The sequence below is a fragment of the Paracoccus versutus genome (assembly GCF_029909795.1).
Classification (GTDB): domain Bacteria; phylum Pseudomonadota; class Alphaproteobacteria; order Rhodobacterales; family Rhodobacteraceae; genus Paracoccus; species Paracoccus versutus.
Map to the genome: position 1 here is coordinate 1,730,001 of NZ_CP038197.1, position 17,710 is coordinate 1,747,710.

Here is a 17,710-nt window from a genome sequence, read left to right on the forward strand (position 1 = left end):
TGGCCGTCCAGAACCTCGCCGGCCAGGATCATCTCGGCCAGGGGGTTTTGCAGGCTGCGCTGCATCACCCGCTTCAGCGGCCGGGCGCCGAAGACCGGGTCATAGCCTTCGTCGGCCAGCCATTTCAGCGCCGCCTCGTCCAGGTCCAGCCCGATCTTGTGCTGGGCCAGCCGGCCTTCCAGCTGCGCAAGCTGGATGCGGACGATGGCGTCCATGTTCTCGCGCGTCAGCCGGTGGAAGATGACGATCTCGTCCAGCCGGTTCAGGAACTCGGGCCGGAAATGCGCCCGGACCGCGTCCATCACCTGCGTCCGCGCCTGGCCCGAATCGGCGCCTTCCGGCAGGGCCGACAGCGCCTGCGCCCCGAGGTTCGAGGTCAGCACGATCAGCGTCTGCTTGAAGTCCACCGTCCGGCCCTGGCCATCGGTCAGCTGGCCGTCGTCCAGAACCTGCAGCAGCACGTTGAACACGTCCGGGTGCGCCTTTTCGACCTCGTCGAACAGGATCACCTGATAGGGGCGGCGCCGCACCGCCTCGGTCAGCACGCCGCCCTCGTCATAGCCGACATAGCCGGGGGGCGCGCCGATCAGCCGCGCGACCGAATGCTTCTCCATGAACTCGGACATGTCGATGCGGACCATGGCCGAGTCGTCGTCGAACAGGTATTCGGCGATGGCCTTGGTCAGCTCGGTCTTGCCGACGCCGGTGGGGCCGAGGAAAAGGAAGCTGCCCAGGGGCCGCTTGGGGTCGTTCAGCCCCGCCCGCGCCCGCCGCACGGCGTTCGACACGGCCGTCACCGCCTCGGACTGGCCGATGACGCGGCGGCCCAGCACGTCCTCCATCTTCAACAGCTTCTCGCGCTCGCCCTCCAGCATCTTGCTGGTGGGGATGCCGGTCCAGCGTTCCACCACCTCGGCGATCTGCTCGGGGCGGACGGTCTCCTCGACCAGCAGGCCATCGTTATGGCCCTCGGCCTCGGCCAGCTGCCGCTCGAGTCCGGGGATGATGCCATAGCTCAGCTCGCCGGCGCGGGCCAGGTTGCCCTCGCGCTTAGCCTGGTCCAGTTCGGCGCGGGCGCGGTCAAGCTGCTCCTTCAGCGTGCGCGAGCCTTCCAGCTTGTCGCGCTCGGCCTGCCAGCGGGCGGTCAGCGAGGCGGATTTCTCCTGCAATTCCGACAGCTGCTTTTCCAGCTTCTCCAGCCGGTCCTTGGAGGCGGCGTCGTCTTCCTTCTTCAGCGCCTCGGCCTCGATCTGCATCTGCAGGATCTGCCGGTCCAGCTGGTCCAGCTCTTCGGGCTTGCTGTCCACCTCCATGCGCAGCCGGCTCGCGGCCTCGTCCACCAGGTCGATGGCCTTGTCGGGCAGGAAGCGGTCGGTGATGTAGCGATGCGACAGCGTCGCGGCAGCCACCAGCGCGGCATCGCTGATGCGGACGCCATGGTGCAGCTCGTACTTCTCCTTGATGCCGCGCAGGATGCTGATGGTGTCCTCGACCGTCGGCTCCTCGACCATGACCGGCTGGAAGCGCCGGGCCAGGGCCGCATCCTTTTCGATATACTTGCGGTATTCGTCCAGCGTGGTCGCGCCGACGCAATGCAGCTCGCCCCGCGCCAGAGCCGGCTTGATCAGGTTCGCGGCATCCATGGCGCCGTCGGTCTTGCCGGCGCCGACCAGCACGTGCAGCTCGTCGATGAACAGCACGACCTCGCCGGCGGCGTTCTCGATCTCCTTCAGGACGGATTTCAGCCGCTCCTCGAACTCGCCGCGGTATTTCGCGCCGGCGATCAGCGCGCCCATGTCCAGCGCCCAAAGCTGCTTGTTGCGCAGCGATTCGGGCACGTCGCCATCGACGATGCGCAGCGCCAGCCCCTCGGCGATGGCGGTCTTGCCGACGCCGGGCTCGCCGATCAGCACCGGGTTGTTCTTGGTGCGCCGCGACAGCACCTGCATGGCGCGGCGGATTTCCTCGTCCCGGCCGATGATCGGGTCGATCTTGCCCTCGGCCGCGGCCTCGGTCAGGTTGCGGGCGTATTTCGACAGCGCCTCGTAGCTGTCCTCGGCGCTGGCGGTGTCGGCCGTGCGCCCCTTGCGGATGTCGTTGATCGCCGAATTCAGCCCCTGGGCCGTCAACTTGCCGGCCGCCAGCGCATCGCGCGCATTGGTGTTGACGACGGCCAGCGCGGTCAGCACCCGCTCGGCCGGGACGAAACTGTCGCCGGCCTTCTTGGCCAGCTTCTCGGCCTCGTCCAGCACGCGCACCAGCGAGGGATCGACATAGACCTGCCCCTGCCCGCCGCTGACCTTGGGCTGTTTCGCCACCGCCTGGTCGACGGCCTGGCGCACGGCCTGGGCATCGCCCCCGGCCCGCGCGATCAGGTTGCTGGCAAAGCCCTGTTCGTCGTCCATCAGCGCCTTGAGCAGATGCTCGGGCATCACGCGCTGGTTTTCCTCGCGGATGGCGATGGTCTGCGCCGCTTGCAGGAAGCCCCGCGACCGTTCCGTGAACTTTTCCATATCCATATGAAAATCCTTTCCTCAGCCCCCGCTTTGGATCGCCCGCATTGGCACGATCCGGCTCGGGTCTTGCCAGTCACATGGGCAGGAACAAACGGGGTTTCAAGACAGAGGGTTCCCGCCTATAAGCGGCCCGTTTGTCGCAGGGGCCGAGGGAAAACATGGACGACCGTCTGATCGTGGCGCTGGACGTGCCGAACGCGCTGGCCGGGCTGGAACTGGCCGAAAGGATCGGCGATGCCGCCAGCTTCTACAAGATCGGCCTGGGGATGCTGACCGGCGGCGGCCTCGCGCTCGCCAACGAGCTGAAGCAGGAACACGGCAAGCGCATCTTCCTGGACATGAAGTTCTTCGACATCGGCGCGACGGTCGAGGCGGCGGTGAAGGGCATCGCGCAATACGACCTGGATTTCCTGACCGTGCATGGCGACCCACATGTGGTCAGGGCGGCGAAACAGGGGGCAAGCGGCTCGGGGCTGAAGATCCTGGCCGTGACCATCCTGACCTCGCTGGACCGCGCCGACCTGGATGCCGGGCTGATCGTGCCGGGCGACGTGGCCGAGATCGTGGCGACCCGCGCCGCCCGCGCCTTCGAGGCCGGGGCGGACGGCGTCATCGCCAGCCCGCGCGAGGCAGCGCTGATCCGCGCCCTGCCCGAGGCGGCGGGCCGGCTGATCGTCACCCCCGGCGTGCGCCCGGCCGGCAGCGATGCCGGCGACCAGAAGCGGATCGAGACGCCGGCCACCGCCATCGCCCAAGGCGCGGACCATATCGTCGTCGGCCGGCCGATCTGGCAGGCGGCCGACCCGCGCGCCGCGGCGCAGGCGATCCAGGCGGAACTGGCCGGGGCGTAATCAGCCGAAATTGCGCTGCATGACCGGCGCCAGATCCTCCCGCGCCGCCGTGGCGCGGGCGATGGACCAGACCTTGGGCGCATGGCGCTCGAACCATTCCGGGCCGGGCTTCCAGTTGGTCATCGCCGCCAGGTAGATGTCCAGCGCCGAGAACCGCTCGCCCAGAAACCAGGGCGCACCCACCACGCCCTCCACCGCGGTCCAAAGCTCCTGCAACCGCGCCGTGGTGGCCTCGCCCAGCTCCTTCTGCGCCGCCGGGTCGGTCAGGAACCGCGCCGGATCGTCGCCAAAGGTGAAGCAGGGATAGACCTGCGCCACCAGGAAGATCAGCCAGCGCAGGAAGCGCGGCCGCTCGGCGGCCCCGGCCTCGGGCACCAGGTCGTCCCGTTCGGTCATGTCGGCCAGGTGCAGCGTGATCGCCGCGCTTTCCGACATGACCCGGCCGTCGGGCAGGATCAGCACCGGGATCTGCCCTGCCGGGCTGATCCGCATCAGTTCGCGCCTGGCGGCCGGGTCCAGGAACAGGTCCGCGACCTCGATCCCCTCGGCCTTCAGCCCGTAATGCGCCAGCTGGGCCTCGACGATGGCCGAGCCCCAGCCGTTGCGACGATAAAGCTGCATGCGGGACATGGATGCCTCCTTGCTGCGATGGGCCGATCATGCACGCCGCGGGGCGATTCTCAAATCCCGCAGCCCGCGCCGGCAAGGACCAGCCGCACGCGGTCGCGAAAATGCGGCACGGCGCGCGGATGGGCGACGAATTCGGCAACCGGCATCATGCGCCATTCCTGCCCCTCGTCGCCAAAGCGGATCGCCGCGATCTCGGCCGCGGTGATGGTGCCGCGAAACAGCCAGGACAGGCGGCCAGGGTCCAGGACCGAGGGAAAGGCCTGCCCCGCCAGCCGCCCTGCCGGCAGACGCAGCCCGAATTCCTCGTCCAGTTCGCGCAGGGCGCATTCGACCGGCGTCTCGCCCGGCTCGGCCCCGCCGCCGGGCAGGTCCCAATGCGCCGGAAAGGGGATCCAGTCGTAATCGTCGCGCAGGCAGGTCAAAAGGCCCGCGCCATGGGTCAGCACCAGCTTGGCACCGGCAAAGCCTAGTTGTCGTTGATGTCGCGGGTCCAGCGCCGCACCTCGCCCCGCTTGGCGCCGAAGATGCGCCGCAACGCCAGCCAGATCACGCCGGTCAGCACCGCCGCGACCACCAGCGCCATCGGCAGCCCGCCCGGCCACAGGCCCAGAAGCAGCGCCAGCCCCATCAGCAGCACCGCGCCGGCCAGGCCCAGGAAGAACCAGCCCGGCAGCGCCAGCTCCACCGCCGCCAGGATCAGCGCCGCGATGATCCAGATCCAGCCGTTCGCCCAGCTCATTTGCCACCCCGCAGCATGCGGAAGGCATCGCCAAGCGCCTCGACGGCCGAGGCCGGGACGATCACCGTCTGCTTGCCCTGGCCCTTGCCGACCTCGGCCAGCACCTCGACCTGGCGCATGGCGACCTGGTATTGCGCCGCCTCGATCCCGCCCTCGCGGATCGCGGTGGCGATGGCCGCGGTGGCATAGGCCTCGGCATCGGCCAGCATGCGCTTGGCCTTGGCCTGCTGCTCGGCGGCGTAAAGGTCGCCGTCGGCGGCCAGTTCCACGGCACGGCGGCGGCCCTCGGCCTCGGTCACCTGGGCGCGGCGGGCGCGTTCGGCGTTCAGCTGTTGCAGCATGGCGGCCCGCGTCGCCTCGTCCAGGTTGACGTCCAGGATCTCGGCCCGCGTCACCTCGATGCCCCAGTCGTCGACGATATTGGCCAGCGATTCGCGGATGCGCTCGATCAGGGGCGCGCGGTTCGACTGCACCTGGTCCAGTTCCATCGTGCCGATTTCCGAGCGCACGATCCCCGCCACCGTGGTGGTGATCGCCGCATCCACGTCGCGGATGCGATAGACCGTCTTTTCCGGCTCGATGATGCGATAGAAGACACTGGTTTCCACCTGCACCAGCACGTTGTCCGCCGTGATCGCATCCTGGCGCGAGGTCGGCAGCTGGCGTTCCAGGATGGAGATCCGATGCGCCACCCGGTCAAGGAAGGGGACGATGAAATTGATCCCCGGCCCCAGCACCGCATGCAGCCGGCCGAAGCGCTCGACGACGTATTTCTCGGATTGGGGAACGATGCGGACGGCGCGGCTGACGGCGAACAGGATCACCAGCGCCAGCACGATCAGGGCGATGTTCTGGCCGATCATCTCGGCGATTTCGGGCGGCATCGCATTTCCTTTCCTTGGTCACTCGGCGGCGAAGGCCGCGTCGCTGGCATCCGGGCGCAGCCGCGCCAGCCGGGCGACGACGCGGGCGAAACGGGCGCGGAACAGCTCGAAGTCCGGGCGCGGCTCGATCCGGCCCTCGTCCATGTAGAGCGAGCGGTCCAGTTCCAGCTGCACGACATGGACATTGTTGCGCGGCCGGCCATAGGTCTGGGTGATATAGGCGCCGGAAAAGGGCGAGTTGCGCCGCAGCCGGAAACCCTCGGCCGCCACCGCCTCGGCCACGCCGGCGCTGATCCGCGGCGCGGCCGAGACCCCGTTGCGGTCGCCCAGCACCATGTCGGGGCGCGGGCGCGGCAGATGGGTCAGCGCATCGCGCGGCATGGAATGCATGTCGATCAGGATGGCGCCGCCGAACTGCGCCACCGCCTCGCCGATCAGCGCCGAAAGCGCGCGGTGATAGGGATGCCACAGCCGGGTAATGCGGCTTTCGGCCTCGGCTCGCGGGATCGGCCGGTCGTGGATGGCGCGCCCCTGCGAGACGACGCGGGGAATCACCCCCAGCCCTGCCATGATGCGCGGATTGCTGACCGCCGGCGTGGCACCAGAGACCACCAGCGGGTCGATTTCCTCGGGGCCGCGGTTCAGGTCCACCACGCAGCGCGGCACCCGCGCGGTCAGCACCACGGCGCCATGGTCCAGCGCCGGCTGGATCAGCCGGTCCACGAAGGCATCCTCGGACGAGCGCAGCTGCTGCGGGTCCAGGCGCGATTCGGCCAGGAACCAGTCGGGATAGGCGCGGCCCGAATGCGGCGAGGCAAAGATCACCCCGCCCAGCCACGATTGCGGCCGCATCAGATCGAAAGTCGGCTCTTCCCTGGTCATCCTGGCTTTCCCCGGCGGCGCAGAGGGCGCCATTCTGGACGGTCGAGACAGGAAGATTTATAAACCATGTTCGAGGAAGGCCAATAGCCGTCGATTGAGGGCTTGAAACCCCTGGGCGAGGTGGCTATAGACACGCCGATCCAGGCGATCTGGCGGCGCAGGCCGGCAGAATCACCTGACGGGGGGCGGTTAGCTCAGCGGTAGAGCACTACGTTGACATCGTAGTGGCCACTGGTTCGATCCCAGTACCGCCCACCATTCATTTCGCGCCCCCGAGGCTTTTTCGGGGGTATTTCGTTTTCAAGGCGCGACCTAGCGATGCGCCGCGATAGGAGAAGACCGATGAAGGTTCGCAATTCGCTCCGCTCGCTCAAGAGCCGCCACCGTGACTGCCAAGTCGTGCGCCGCAAGGGCCGCATCTACATCATCAACAAGACCAACCCGCGCTTCAAGGCCCGCCAGGGCTGAGAACCGGCGGTCAGCCGAATTGAGGGACGCCCGCAGGCCCCGTGCCGCGGGCGTTTTCGCATTGCGCGGTTGGTGCGCAGCAGGTGGGGGCCGACTGCCCCCACACCCCCGTGGATATTTCCACACGAAAGAAAATCGGAAGCGCGTCAGGGCCGCGCGGCGAGGATTCGGGCGAGATCCTTGGGCGGCCGAAGCGGCCCAGCAGGATCGCCGCAGCGGCCTGGCCCAGGGCGAGCCCGCAAATCGCGGCCGGGGTGCCGGGGCGCGGCAGGCTTCAAGCCATGGTCCAGGGAAGGCGGCATGTGTGTCGCGCGCCCAGCCGAGCGAGGCGGCGCACGCAAGGGCGCGGCCCTGGCCCATGGCGGCGGCCGAGGGCACAAGCAACACGAAAGAACCCGAAAGGGATCATCGCTGCCAGCGCGCTTGGCACGCGTTGAGAGGCGTCTGCATCGCGATGCAGACCCCGCCGGCATGACGAAGAGGACGCCGAGACGTCGTCCCGCCGGGGCTAGCGCAGGACATCCGCCAGCAGGCCCGAGACCGTCTGCCGGGTGACATAGCCGGTGACGCGCAGGTTGCGCGCCGCCTGGTAGCGGCGCAGCGCCGCGCGGGTTTCCTCGGTGAATTCGCCGTCGGCCGGGCCCGGCTGCATGCCGGCGATGCGCAGCCGCTCTTCGATCAGGCGGCGGGTCGAGGGGGCCAGGCCAAGCCCCGCCTCTTCGCGCCGCGCCGCCTCGATGCCGGCGCGCAGGGTGGCCAGGCGGTCGCGCGCAGAAGGCGCATGGGTGCCGGCCGGGAAGCGTTCCAGATAGGTTTCGTAGGCCGCGGCCGAGCCCTGTCGGCGGGCCCAGCGCCAGGTCGCCTCGTCGCCCTGGGGGGTGTCGCGGCCGGCATTAGCCAGCTGGCGCCGGGCCGCTTCGGCATGGATGCCCTGGGGATAGCGATCGAGATAGGCGCGCAGCCCCTCGGCCTCGCCGGCTGCGCCGCTTTGCTGCCAGAAGGCACGGTCCTGGGCGGCGGTATCGGTCGCGCTGCCTTCCGCCTGGGCGGCGATCATCCGCACCTGCGGCCCGGTCAGGTGCCCGGTCGCCGTCAGCCCGTTGGCGCGCTGCCAAGCCGCGATCGCCAGGCGCGTGCGCGGGCCGAAGACGCCGTCGGCCGGGCCCGGCTGCCGGCCGAGCCGCGACAGCTGGCGCTGGATGGCGGCGCGCCCGACCGGGCCGAGCGAAAGGGCCTGTTCGGCCGCCACCGCCGGCGAGGGTTGCGATGCGGGCCTTGCCGGCGGGGCGGGGCGCAATTCGGCCAGCCGCTTGCGCCCCGCGCCGGCATGGCGTCCGACGGGAAACTCTTTCAGATAGGTCGCATAGGCTGCTGCCGTATCGGCCGCGACGGCCTGGCTCCAGGCGGCACGGTCGGCATAGCGCACGCCCGGCGCGCGGCCGATCTGCGCCAGCCGTTCGCGCGCATCCGCGGCATAGATCCCTTGCGGATAGCGCGCCAGATAGTCGCGGTAGGCCGGGGCGCCGTCCGCCACCGCGGCTTCGGCCCAGGCGTCGCGGTCGTCGGCCAGCGCATCGGCAGTATTGCGGGATGGCACCGGGCGCAGGTTGCCCGCATCCTCGGGCAGCAGGGCAAGTGCCCGGCCAGCGGTGGCCTGGGCCAGCGTCGCCCCGCCGAGCAGCCCGGCCAGGGCGCGGGCGCCGGCTTCGGGCGGGCCGGTGACGACCGAGACCCCGGCCGGCGGCCGAAGCGCGCCGATGCCGTTTTCCAGCCCCGGCCGGTGCGGCATCTGCTGCGCATCGGTGCCCAGGATCAGCACCGAGCCCGGCTCGCCCCCCGCCATCAGCCGCATCACCAGCGACAGCGGCACGCCCTGCACCCCGGCCGCCGCCGGGCCGGGCGCATCGGCATCGGTGCCCATGAACCAGGTCTCGTCCGCGTCATGCAGAAAGCGGCCGTTCAGCGCCACGATGTGCGCGCCGGGATCGGCATCGGCACGGGCCAGCGCCTCGAGCAGCCGGCGCAGCGGCCGCGCCTCCAGGTCGACGCCCTGCTGGGTGGTGAAGCCCGCCTCGCGCAGCGCCTTCGCCAGGGCCATGGTGTCCGAGCCTGCCAGGTCGGGGGCGCTGCGATAATCGGCATTGCCGATGATGACGGCGCGATTCTCGGCCCAGGCGGGCACGGCCCCGACCAGGGCGGCAAGCAGGACGGCGGCGATGCGCATCGGGCGACCTCATTCCGGGGGGCCGGAATCAGTCGTAGCTGCGTCGGTCCTCGATCACCTTGCCGTCGTTCGGCAGCGAGCCCGGCGCAACCAGTTCCACCCGGCCGCGAAGTTTCAGTGTATCCAACACCGTTCCTTCGTATCTTGCCGCATCCTCGGCCCCGGTTTCCAGCAGCACCGTCATCACATCCATGTCCCCGGACCGGTCCGCGACAACACGAGCGCGTGAGATTTCCGGGTGGCGGGCGACCAGCGCCGCCACCTGCTCGGGGCGTACGAACATGCCCTTGATCTTGGTGGTCTGGTCGGCGCGGCCCATCCAGCCCTTGATGCGCATGTTGGTGCGCCCGCAGGGGCTGGTTCCCGGCAACACCGCGGAAAGATCCCCGGTGGCAAAGCGCAGCAGCGGATAGTCCGGGTTCAGCGTGGTGACGACGACCTCGCCCACCTCGCCATCCGGGACCGGGGTGCCGGTGCCGGGACGGACGATCTCGACGATCACCCGCTCGTCCACGATCATCCCCTCCATGGCGGGGGATTCATAGGCGATCAGGCCCAAGTCGGCGGTGGCATAGCATTGCGTCGTGGCGATGCCGCGATCCGCATAGGCCTGGCGCAGGCTGGGAAACAGCGCCCCGCCCGAGACGGCGGCGCGGGTGAAGCGCAACCGCTCGCCCAGTTCCCCGGCCTTGTCGAGCATGATCTTCAGGTAATCCGGCGTCCCGGCATAGACGGTGGTGCCGATATCGACGGCAGCGCGGACCTGCAATTCGGTCTGGCCGGTGCCGGCCGGCAGGGTCGCGGCCCCGACCGCGCGGGCGGCACTTTCGAACATCATTCCCGCCGGGGTCAGGTGATAGCCGAAGCAATTGTGGACGATGTCGCCCCGCCCCACGCCCGCCGCATGCAGGAAGCGGCCCAGCCGCCACCAGTCGTCGCCGCGCCGGCCCGGCTCATAGATCGGGCCGGGGCTCTGGAAGACGTTCTCGAAATCCGGCGCCGGCCGGGTGGTGAAGCCGCCGAAGGGCGGAGACGCCTTCTGTGCGGCCGAGAGTTCGGACTTGCGGATCACCGGCAGCCGGGCCAGCGCCTCGCGCGTGGCGATCCGCTCGGGCTCGACATCGCCCAGAAGGCGCGCCAGCCCCGGCGCCGTGCGGGCGCGGGCGACGGCGGCGGGCAATTCGGCCGCCAGCCACGAGGCCCGCTCGTCGGCGCTGCGGGTTTCAAGCTTGTCATAGAATGTCATGGGGGTGCCTTTCTGCCCTCAGGCCAGCCAGCGCTTGCGCCGGCGATAGGACCGCACGTCGCGAAAGCTCTTGCGGCCCTGGTCGGACATGCCGAGATAGAATTCCTTGACGTCCGGGTTCTCGCGCAGCGCATCCGCCGGCCCGTCCATCACCACGCGGCCGCTTTCTAGGATATAGCCGTAATGGGCATAGCGCAGCGCGACATTGGTGTTCTGCTCGGCCAGCAGGAAGGTCACGCCCTCGCCCTCGTTCACCGCCTTGACGATCTCGAAGATCTGCTCGACCAGCTGCGGCGCCAGGCCCATCGAGGGCTCGTCCAGCAGGATCATCTCGGGGCGCGACATCAGCGCGCGGCCCATGGCGCACATCTGCTGCTCGCCGCCCGAGGTATAGCCGGCCTGGCTTTTCCGGCGCTCCTTGAGGCGGGGGAAATAGGAATAGACCATCTCGAGGTCGCGGGCGATGGCGGCGCGCCCGTCGCCGCGGGTATAGGCGCCGGTCAGCAGGTTCTCCTCGATGGTCAGGTGCTCGAAGCAATGGCGCCCCTCCATCACCTGGATCACGCCCTTCTTGACCAGGCTGGCCGGGTCCAGCTCCTGCACCCGCTCGCCGCGATAGCTGATCGCGCCCTTGGTGACTTCGCCGCGCTCGGAATGCAGCAGGTTCGAGATCGCCTTCAGCGTCGTGGTCTTGCCCGCGCCATTGCCGCCCAGAAGCGCGGTGATGCCGCCCTTGGGCACCGACAGGCTGACGCCCTTCAGCACCAGGATGACGTGATTGTAGATCACCTCGATATTGTTGACCTCGAGCAGGGTCTCGCGTTGCGGCGCGGCGTCGAACATGGACTTTCCCTCCAGGCGCGGGTGAAAGGCCCCCGGCGGCGGACCGCCGGGGAAAAGCGGCTCAGCAGCGCGGCGAGATGCCGGCTTCCTTGGCATAGGCCTCGCTGTCCTCGAGGATCAGCGGGTCCAGCACTTCCTGGTCCGGCTCGGTGAAATCGGTGATCAGGCTCCACTTGCCGGCCGAGGCATCCCATTGCTGCAGGCGCGCCATGCCGCTGCCGCCATGGTTGTCGCAGGTCATCTTGATCTCGGGGCCGAAGTCCGGCAGGCCCAACTCGGCCAGCCGTTCAGGCGTGATGTCCAGCGCCTCGAACCCGTCGCGCAGCTGCGTAGCGTTGATCTGCGCCGTGCCGGCCAGCTCCTGCGCCTTCGCGATCGCCTCGGCGATCACCACCGCCGCATACATGCCGCGCGAATACAGCACCGAGCCGACATATTGCCCGCCCTGCGAGGCCTTGCCCGGATCGATGACATGTTTCTTCATGTCCTCGTAGATCGGATAGTCCATGCCCACGCCGTGGAAGGTCAGCGCCTTGTAGCCGTTGGCGCCGGCGCCCACCGGCTTCACGTCCACTTCCGAGCCCGACCAGTAGGTGCCGATGAAATTCTCCATCGGGAAGCGGATGTTGGCGGCTTCCTGGATGGCGGTCTGGTTCATCACGCCCCAGCCCCACATCAGCACGTAGTCGGGCTTGTCGCGGCGGATCTGCAGCCACTGGCTTTTCTGTTCCTGGCCGGGCGGGTCGACCGGCAGTTCGGTCAGGGTGAAGCCGTGCTTCTTGGACAGTTCCTGCAAGGTGCGGATCGGCTCCTTGCCATAGGCCGAGTTGTGATAGACCAGCGCGATCTTCTTGCCGTTCAGGTCGCCGCCGTTCTGGTCCAGCAGATACTTGATGGCGACGCTGGCACCGTCCCAATAGTTCGCCGGCGCGTTGAACACCCATTCGAAGACCTTGCCGTTCTTGGCCGAGGTCCGGCCGTAGCCGGGGGTATAAAGCGGGATCTTGTCGGCCGAGACCTTGGGGATCAGCTGATAGGTGATGCCGGTGGACAGCGGGTTGTAGACCAGCGCGCCCGAGCCCTTGGTCGCCTCGTAGCACTCGACGCCCTTCTCGGTGTTATAGGCGGTCTCGCATTCCGGGGTCTGGATCTTCTCGCCGCCGATGCCGCCGTCGCGCTCGTTGAGCAGCGTGAAGTAATCGTTGAACCCATCGGCATATTGCGTGCCGTTCGCACCATAAGGCCCGGTGCGATAGCTGAGGTTGGGCACCACCAGGTCGGCCATGGCCGGCGCCGCCGCCATGACGGCGCCCAGTGCGACAGTTGCAAGCTTCAGTTTCATCTTGGTCTCCTCCCCAAGGTTTTGATTGTGCCGGTTGTCCGGTCGTTAATGCGGGAACGGCCAGAGCCGCAGTTTTTCCTTCGTCAGCGCCCAGAGCCGCGCCAGCCCATGCGGCTCGACGATCAGGAAGAACACGATCAGCGCGCCGACGATCATCAGCTCGATGTGGGCGGCCAGGTCGGTGGGCCACCCGAACTGCGCCACCAGCACATTCTTCAGCAGCACCGGCAGCAGCACCAGGAAGGCGGCGCCGGCAAAGCTGCCGAAGATGCTGCCAAGCCCGCCGATGATGATCATGAACAGCACCAGGAAGCTCTTGTTGATGCCGAAGGCCTCGCTGGCCTCGGCCGCACCCAGGTAGACCGAGAACAGCAGCGCCCCCGCGATGCCGACGAAGAAGCTGGAGACGGCGAAGGCCGACAGCTTGGCGGTCAGCGGGTTCACCCCGATGATCTCGGCCGCGATGTCCATGTCGCGGATCGCCATCCACTTGCGCCCCACGCTGCCGCGGGTCAGGTTGCGCGCGACCCAGGCCAGCACGACGGCAAAGACGAGGCAGATCAGGTATTTCGCCGAGGCCGTGGTGGCGGGCCCGGTCACCGCCCAACCCAGGATGGTGCGCTCGGGCGCGTTGATCTGGCCCGAGGCGGAATAGTTGTAGAACCACGGCACCTTGTTGAAGAGCCAGACCAGGAAGAACTGCGCGGCCAGCGTCGCCACGGCCAGGTAGAAGCCCTTGATGCGCAGGCTGGGCAGGCCGAAAAGCACGCCGACGACGGCGGTGATCGCCCCCGCCAGGACGATATGGACGACGATCGGCACGCCCGGAAAGCTCGTCATCAGCTTGTAGACCGCATAGGCGCCCACCGCCATGAAACCGCCGGTGCCCAGGCTGACCTGGCCGGCATAGCCGGTCAGGATGTTCAGCCCGATGGCGGCGATGGCATAGATCAGGAAGGGCACCAGAACCGCATTGGCCCAGTAGCTGTCGATGACGAAGGGCACGACCAGGAAGGCCACCGCCAGGATCGCGTAATAGCCCCAGCGATCCAGCCGGATCGGAAAGGTCTGGCCATCGTCGCGATAGCTCGTCTTGAAATCACCCGCCTCGCGGTAAAACATCCGTTCCTCCCAGCGTCACGCCTTGCCCGTGGGGGCTTCGCGCCCCCACACCCCCGCGGGATATTTCTCCACGGAAGAACGCAAGATTCCGCGCTTCTTTCGTGTCCAAATATCCCCGCCGGAGGCATAGAATCTTTTCATCCTCAGACCCGCTCGATAATGCGCTCGCCGAACAGCCCCTGCGGCCGGAAGACGAGGAAGATCAGCGCCAGCACATAGGCGAACCAGTTCTCGGTCGCCCCGCCAACCATGGAGCCGACGAAATATTCGAACAGCTTCTCGCCCATGCCGATGATCAGCCCGCCGACGATGGCGCCGGGGATCGAGGTGAAGCCCCCAAGCATCAGTACCGGCAGCGCCTTGAGCGCGATCAGCGAGAGCGAGAACTGCACCCCCGATTTCGTGCCCCACATGATGCCCGCGACCAGCGCCACGAACCCGGCGATCGACCAGACCATGATCCAGATGAACTGCAGGCTGATGCCCACCGACAGCGCCGCCTGATGGTCGTCGGCCACGGCGCGCATCGCCCTGCCCTGCTTGGTATATTGCGAGAACCCGACCAGGGCCGCGACCAGCGCCGCCGCGATCACCGCCGCCCAGATGTCCAGCCGGTCGATGAAGAAGCCGTAGCCAAGCCAGTCGTTCGTCATCGTCTCGACCGTCTCGGAAATGCCTTGCGGCAGGCCCACGTCCAGCACCTTCACGTCGGCGCCCCACATCACGTCGCCAAGCCCTTCCAGGAACCAGGCAAGGCCGATGGTGGCCATGAACAGGATGATCGGTTCCTGCCCGACCAGGTGCTTGAGCACCAGCTTTTCGATGGCGATGGCCAGGCCCACCATGATCAGCGCGGTAAGCAGGATGGCGAACAGTCCCGGCACCGTCCAGCCGAAGCTCGACACATGCACGCCGAAGGCCGCGTTGATCAGATGGGCGAAGGGCACGCGGCCCTCCATGATGCCGACCAGCGTCATGGCGGCGAAGAGCGCCATCACCCCCTGGGCATAGTTGAAGACGCCCGAGGCCTTGTAGATCAGCACGAAGCCCAGCGCGACCAGCGAATACATCACCCCGGCCATCAGGCCGTTCGCCAGGACTTCGCTTGCGTAGAGAAATTCCATCGCCGCCCCCTTACTCGTGCGCCACGCCAAGATAGGCGCTGATGACCTCGGGATTGCTGCGCACCTCGTCGGGGGTGCCGTCGCCGATCTTGCGGCCGTAATCCATCACCACCACCCGGTCCGACAGGTCCATGACCACGCCCATGTCATGTTCGATCAGCGCGATGGTGGTGCCGAATTCGTCGTTCACGTCCAGGATGAAGCGGCACATGTCCTCCTTCTCCTCGACGTTCATGCCGGCCATCGGCTCGTCCAGCAGCAGGATCCGCGGCTCGGCCGCCAGCGCGCGGGCCAGTTCGACGCGTTTCTTCAAGCCGTAAGGCAGCCGGCCGACCGGCGTCTTGCGGATGTTCTGGATTTCCAGGAAGTCGATGATCTTCTCGACCTGCTCGCGGTTCTCGACCTCTTCGCGCTCGGCGCGGCCCCACCACAGCGCCTGGCTCCAGATCGGCGCCTTCATCATGTTCAGCCGCCCGGTCATGATGTTGTCCAGCACCGACATGCCGTCGAACAGCGCGATGTTCTGGAAGGTGCGGGCCAGCCCCAGCCGCGCCACCTCATAGGGTTTCATCGGCGGGCGACGCTTGCCCTCGAACCAGATCTCGCCCTCTTGCGGGACATAGAAGCCCGAGATCACGTTCAGCATCGAGGATTTCCCGGCGCCGTTCGGGCCGATGATGGCGCGGATCTCGCCCTCGCGGATGTCGAAGCTGATGTCCTTGATCGCCGTCACGCCGCCGAAGCGCAGGGTGATGTTGCGAAGATCCATCAGCACCCCGCCGATCTGGCGGCCGTCGGCGGTGGTATAGCCTTCTTGCATGGTCATTCCGCGGCCACCTTCTGCATGGTCTGGGTCGGGAAGGTCCGGGCGTCCTCGATCTTCAGCGTGGCGCGGATCTCGCCCTTGCGACCGTCCTCGTAGGTCACCTCGGTGCGGGTGCTGACCGTGTCGCGGCCGTCATAGAGCGCCTCGATCAGGTCGGCATATTTCTCGGCGATGATGTTGCGGCGCACCTTGCGGGTGCGCGTCATCTCGCCGTCGTCGGGGTCGAGTTCCTTGTGCAGCACCAGGAAGCGGCTGATCTGGCAGCCCGAGAGCATCGGGTCGGCGGCGACGGATTCGTTCACCGCCTCGACATGCTGCTTGATCGTCGCATAGACCTGCGGATGGCCGGCCAGTTCCTGGTAGCTGGCATAGGCGATGTTGTTGCGCTCGGCCCAGTTGCCGACCGCCGTCAGGTCGATGTTGATGAAGGCCGTGCACATGTCGCGGCCGGCGCCGAAGACCACCGCCTCCAGGATGTTCGGATAGAACTTCAGCTTGTTCTCGACATATTTCGGCGCGAACATCCGGCCATCGGCCATGCGGCCCACATCCTTGGCGCGGTCGATGATGCGCAGGTGCCCGCTCGCCTCCTCGAAGAAGCCGGCGTCGCCGGTCGCCACCCAGCCCTCGGCATCCTTGGTCGAGGCGGTGCTGTCGGGATTGTTGTAATATTCGACGAAGGTGCCGGGCGAGCGATAGAAGACCTCGCCGCTTTCGGCGATCTTCAGCTCGACGCCGGGCGAGGGCACGCCGACCGTGTCCGAGCGCACCTGCCCGTCCGGCTGCTGGGTGATGAAGACGCTGGCCTCGGTCTGGCCGTAGAGCTGTTTCAGGTTGATGCCCAGCGAACGGTAGAAATCGAAGATCTCGGGCCCGATCGCCTCGCCCGCGGTATAGCCGACGCGGATGCGGGAATAGCCCAGCGTGTTCTTCAGCGGCCCATAGACCAGCAGGTTGCCCAGGCCGTAGCGCAGCCGGTCCAGCGCGCCGACCGGCTTGCCGTCCAGAAGCGCCGGGCCGACGCGGCGGGCGATCTCCATGTAATGCCGGAACAGCCAGCGCTTGAAGCGGCCGGCATCCTCCATGCGGATCATCACCGAGGTCAGCTGGCCTTCGAAGACGCGGGGCGGGGCGAAGAAATAGGTCGGCCCGATCTCGCGCAGGTCGGTCATCATCGTATGCGCGCCCTCGGGGCAGTTCACGGTGAAGCCGGCCCAATAGGCCTGCCCGACCGAAAAGATGAAGTCGCCGACCCAGGCCATGGGCAGATAGGCCAGCACTTCCTCGCGCGCGGTCAGGTGGTCGAAGGAGGCGGTGTTCTTGCCGGTCTCGATGATGTTGCGATTGGACAGCACCACGCCCTTGGGCTTGCCGGTGGTGCCCGAGGTATACAGCATCACGCAGGTATCGTCATAGCCCAGTTCGGCGATGCGCGCGTCCAGTTCGTGCCCCAGCCGCTGCTGGGCGGCGCGGCCCTCGGCCTGGACATCGGCCAGCGCGTTCATGCGGGAATGGTCGTATTTCCGCATCCCGCGCTTGTCGGTATAGACCACATGCTCGACCGAAGGGGCACGGGCGCCGACCTCCAGCACCTTGTCCACCTGTTCCTGGTCGCCGCAGACGACGAAGCGGGCGCCGCAATGGTCCAGCACATAGGCCATCTCCTCGGCCACCGCGTCCTGATACAGCGGCACCGGCACCGCGCCGCACATCTGCGCCGCGACCATGGCCCAGTAATGCGCCGGGCGGTTGCGGCCGATGATGGCGACGTGATCGCCGCGGTTCAGGCCCAGCACCAGGAAGCCCAGCGCCAGGGCGCGAATCTCGTCCGCGGCCTCGGCCCAGGTCCAGCTTTGCCAGATCCCGAATTCCTTTTCCCGATAGGCGGGCCGGTTGCCGAAGCGTTCGGCATTGCGCGCCAGCAACGCTGGAATCGACTGCAAACCGGCCTGGGCCGCCTCAGCGTTCTGCATGGTTCCTCCCCTTGCCGTCAGGGCTCCTCTTCCCTCTGGC

Annotated in this window: 16 protein-coding genes and 1 tRNA gene (1 of these 17 running past the window's edge); 3 read left to right on the forward strand and 14 right to left on the reverse strand. The window is 67.8% G+C overall.

From position 1 onward, the window contains the following. Positions 1-2,519 carry the 5' portion of an ATP-dependent chaperone ClpB gene (gene clpB / locus E3U25_RS19830; RefSeq protein ID WP_116223267.1) on the reverse strand. Its footprint begins 109 nt before the window's first position, so the window shows 2,519 of its 2,628 coding nt (coding positions 1-2,519); it begins with the start codon at positions 2,517-2,519; its stop codon lies beyond the left edge, outside the window. Positions 2,520-2,674: 155 nt separating this feature from the next. Between clpB and pyrF the strand changes: the two genes are divergently transcribed. Next, positions 2,675-3,367, forward strand: coding sequence for an orotidine-5'-phosphate decarboxylase (pyrF, locus tag E3U25_RS19835; protein ID WP_116223266.1), 693 nt, complete (start codon positions 2,675-2,677; stop codon positions 3,365-3,367). Here pyrF and E3U25_RS19840 read toward each other — a convergent pair whose 3' ends face one another. The 5 genes from E3U25_RS19840 to E3U25_RS19860 are packed head-to-tail and all read right to left on the reverse strand — an operon-like array spanning position 3,368 to position 6,502. Beyond that, positions 3,368-3,997, reverse strand: coding sequence for a glutathione S-transferase family protein (locus E3U25_RS19840; RefSeq protein WP_036753557.1), 630 nt, complete (start codon positions 3,995-3,997; stop codon positions 3,368-3,370). A 50-nt stretch (positions 3,998-4,047) separates the two neighbouring features. Further along, the gene (locus E3U25_RS19845) at positions 4,048-4,443 is read right to left on the reverse strand and encodes an NUDIX hydrolase (protein WP_116223265.1); all 396 of its coding nucleotides are present in this window, start codon (positions 4,441-4,443) and stop codon (positions 4,048-4,050) included. A gap of 20 nt (positions 4,444-4,463) precedes the next feature. After that, positions 4,464-4,736: an NfeD family protein gene (locus E3U25_RS19850; RefSeq protein WP_036753560.1), complete on the reverse strand. Its 273-nt coding sequence runs from the start codon at positions 4,734-4,736 to the stop codon at positions 4,464-4,466. Next, positions 4,733-5,620, reverse strand: coding sequence for an SPFH domain-containing protein (locus E3U25_RS19855; RefSeq protein WP_036753563.1), 888 nt, complete (start codon positions 5,618-5,620; stop codon positions 4,733-4,735). The genes E3U25_RS19850 and E3U25_RS19855 overlap by 4 nt, the downstream gene beginning before the upstream one ends. 18 nt (positions 5,621-5,638) lie before the next feature. Beyond that, positions 5,639-6,502: an N-formylglutamate amidohydrolase gene (locus E3U25_RS19860; protein ID WP_116223264.1), complete on the reverse strand. Its 864-nt coding sequence runs from the start codon at positions 6,500-6,502 to the stop codon at positions 5,639-5,641. A gap of 183 nt (positions 6,503-6,685) precedes the next feature. Here E3U25_RS19860 and E3U25_RS19865 point away from each other — a divergent pair. After that, a tRNA-Val gene (locus tag E3U25_RS19865) sits at positions 6,686-6,760 on the forward strand. A gap of 84 nt (positions 6,761-6,844) precedes the next feature. Continuing rightward, positions 6,845-6,970 carry a type B 50S ribosomal protein L36 gene (gene ykgO, locus E3U25_RS19870; RefSeq protein WP_024842876.1) on the forward strand — a complete coding sequence of 42 codons (126 nt, stop codon included), beginning with the start codon at positions 6,845-6,847 and terminating at the stop codon, positions 6,968-6,970. Positions 6,971-7,478: 508 nt separating this feature from the next. Here ykgO and E3U25_RS19875 read toward each other — a convergent pair. The 8 genes from E3U25_RS19875 to E3U25_RS19910 all read right to left on the reverse strand — a co-directional run bounded on the left by E3U25_RS19875 (position 7,479) and on the right by E3U25_RS19910 (position 17,670). Further along, the gene (locus E3U25_RS19875) at positions 7,479-9,194 is read right to left on the reverse strand and encodes a peptidoglycan-binding domain-containing protein (protein ID WP_116223263.1); all 1,716 of its coding nucleotides are present in this window, start codon (positions 9,192-9,194) and stop codon (positions 7,479-7,481) included. Between the two features lie 28 nt (positions 9,195-9,222). Further along, a complete protein-coding gene (locus E3U25_RS19880) occupies positions 9,223-10,440 on the reverse strand; it encodes a phenylacetate--CoA ligase family protein (protein ID WP_116223262.1) in 1,218 nt (405 codons plus the stop codon). A gap of 18 nt (positions 10,441-10,458) precedes the next feature. Continuing rightward, positions 10,459-11,283, reverse strand: a complete 825-nt coding sequence (locus E3U25_RS19885; protein ID WP_036753571.1) for an ABC transporter ATP-binding protein — start codon at positions 11,281-11,283, stop codon at positions 10,459-10,461. 61 nt (positions 11,284-11,344) lie between these two features. Then, on the reverse strand, positions 11,345-12,625 hold the full coding sequence (locus tag E3U25_RS19890) for an ABC transporter substrate-binding protein (protein ID WP_036753572.1): 1,281 nt from the start codon (positions 12,623-12,625) through the stop codon (positions 11,345-11,347). Positions 12,626-12,670: 45 nt separating this feature from the next. Continuing rightward, positions 12,671-13,747 (reverse strand): branched-chain amino acid ABC transporter permease, encoded by a 1,077-nt coding sequence (locus E3U25_RS19895; RefSeq protein ID WP_036753573.1) that lies wholly within the window; start codon positions 13,745-13,747, stop codon positions 12,671-12,673. 143 nt (positions 13,748-13,890) lie between these two features. Further along, the gene (locus E3U25_RS19900; protein ID WP_116223261.1) at positions 13,891-14,871 is read right to left on the reverse strand and encodes a branched-chain amino acid ABC transporter permease; all 981 of its coding nucleotides are present in this window, start codon (positions 14,869-14,871) and stop codon (positions 13,891-13,893) included. A 10-nt stretch (positions 14,872-14,881) separates the two neighbouring features. Beyond that, positions 14,882-15,691, reverse strand: a complete 810-nt coding sequence (locus E3U25_RS19905; protein WP_175562346.1) for an ABC transporter ATP-binding protein — start codon at positions 15,689-15,691, stop codon at positions 14,882-14,884. Positions 15,692-15,693: 2 nt separating this feature from the next. Further along, on the reverse strand, positions 15,694-17,670 hold the full coding sequence (locus tag E3U25_RS19910) for a long-chain fatty acid--CoA ligase (protein ID WP_072462196.1): 1,977 nt from the start codon (positions 17,668-17,670) through the stop codon (positions 15,694-15,696). Positions 17,671-17,710: the final 40 nt, after the last annotated feature.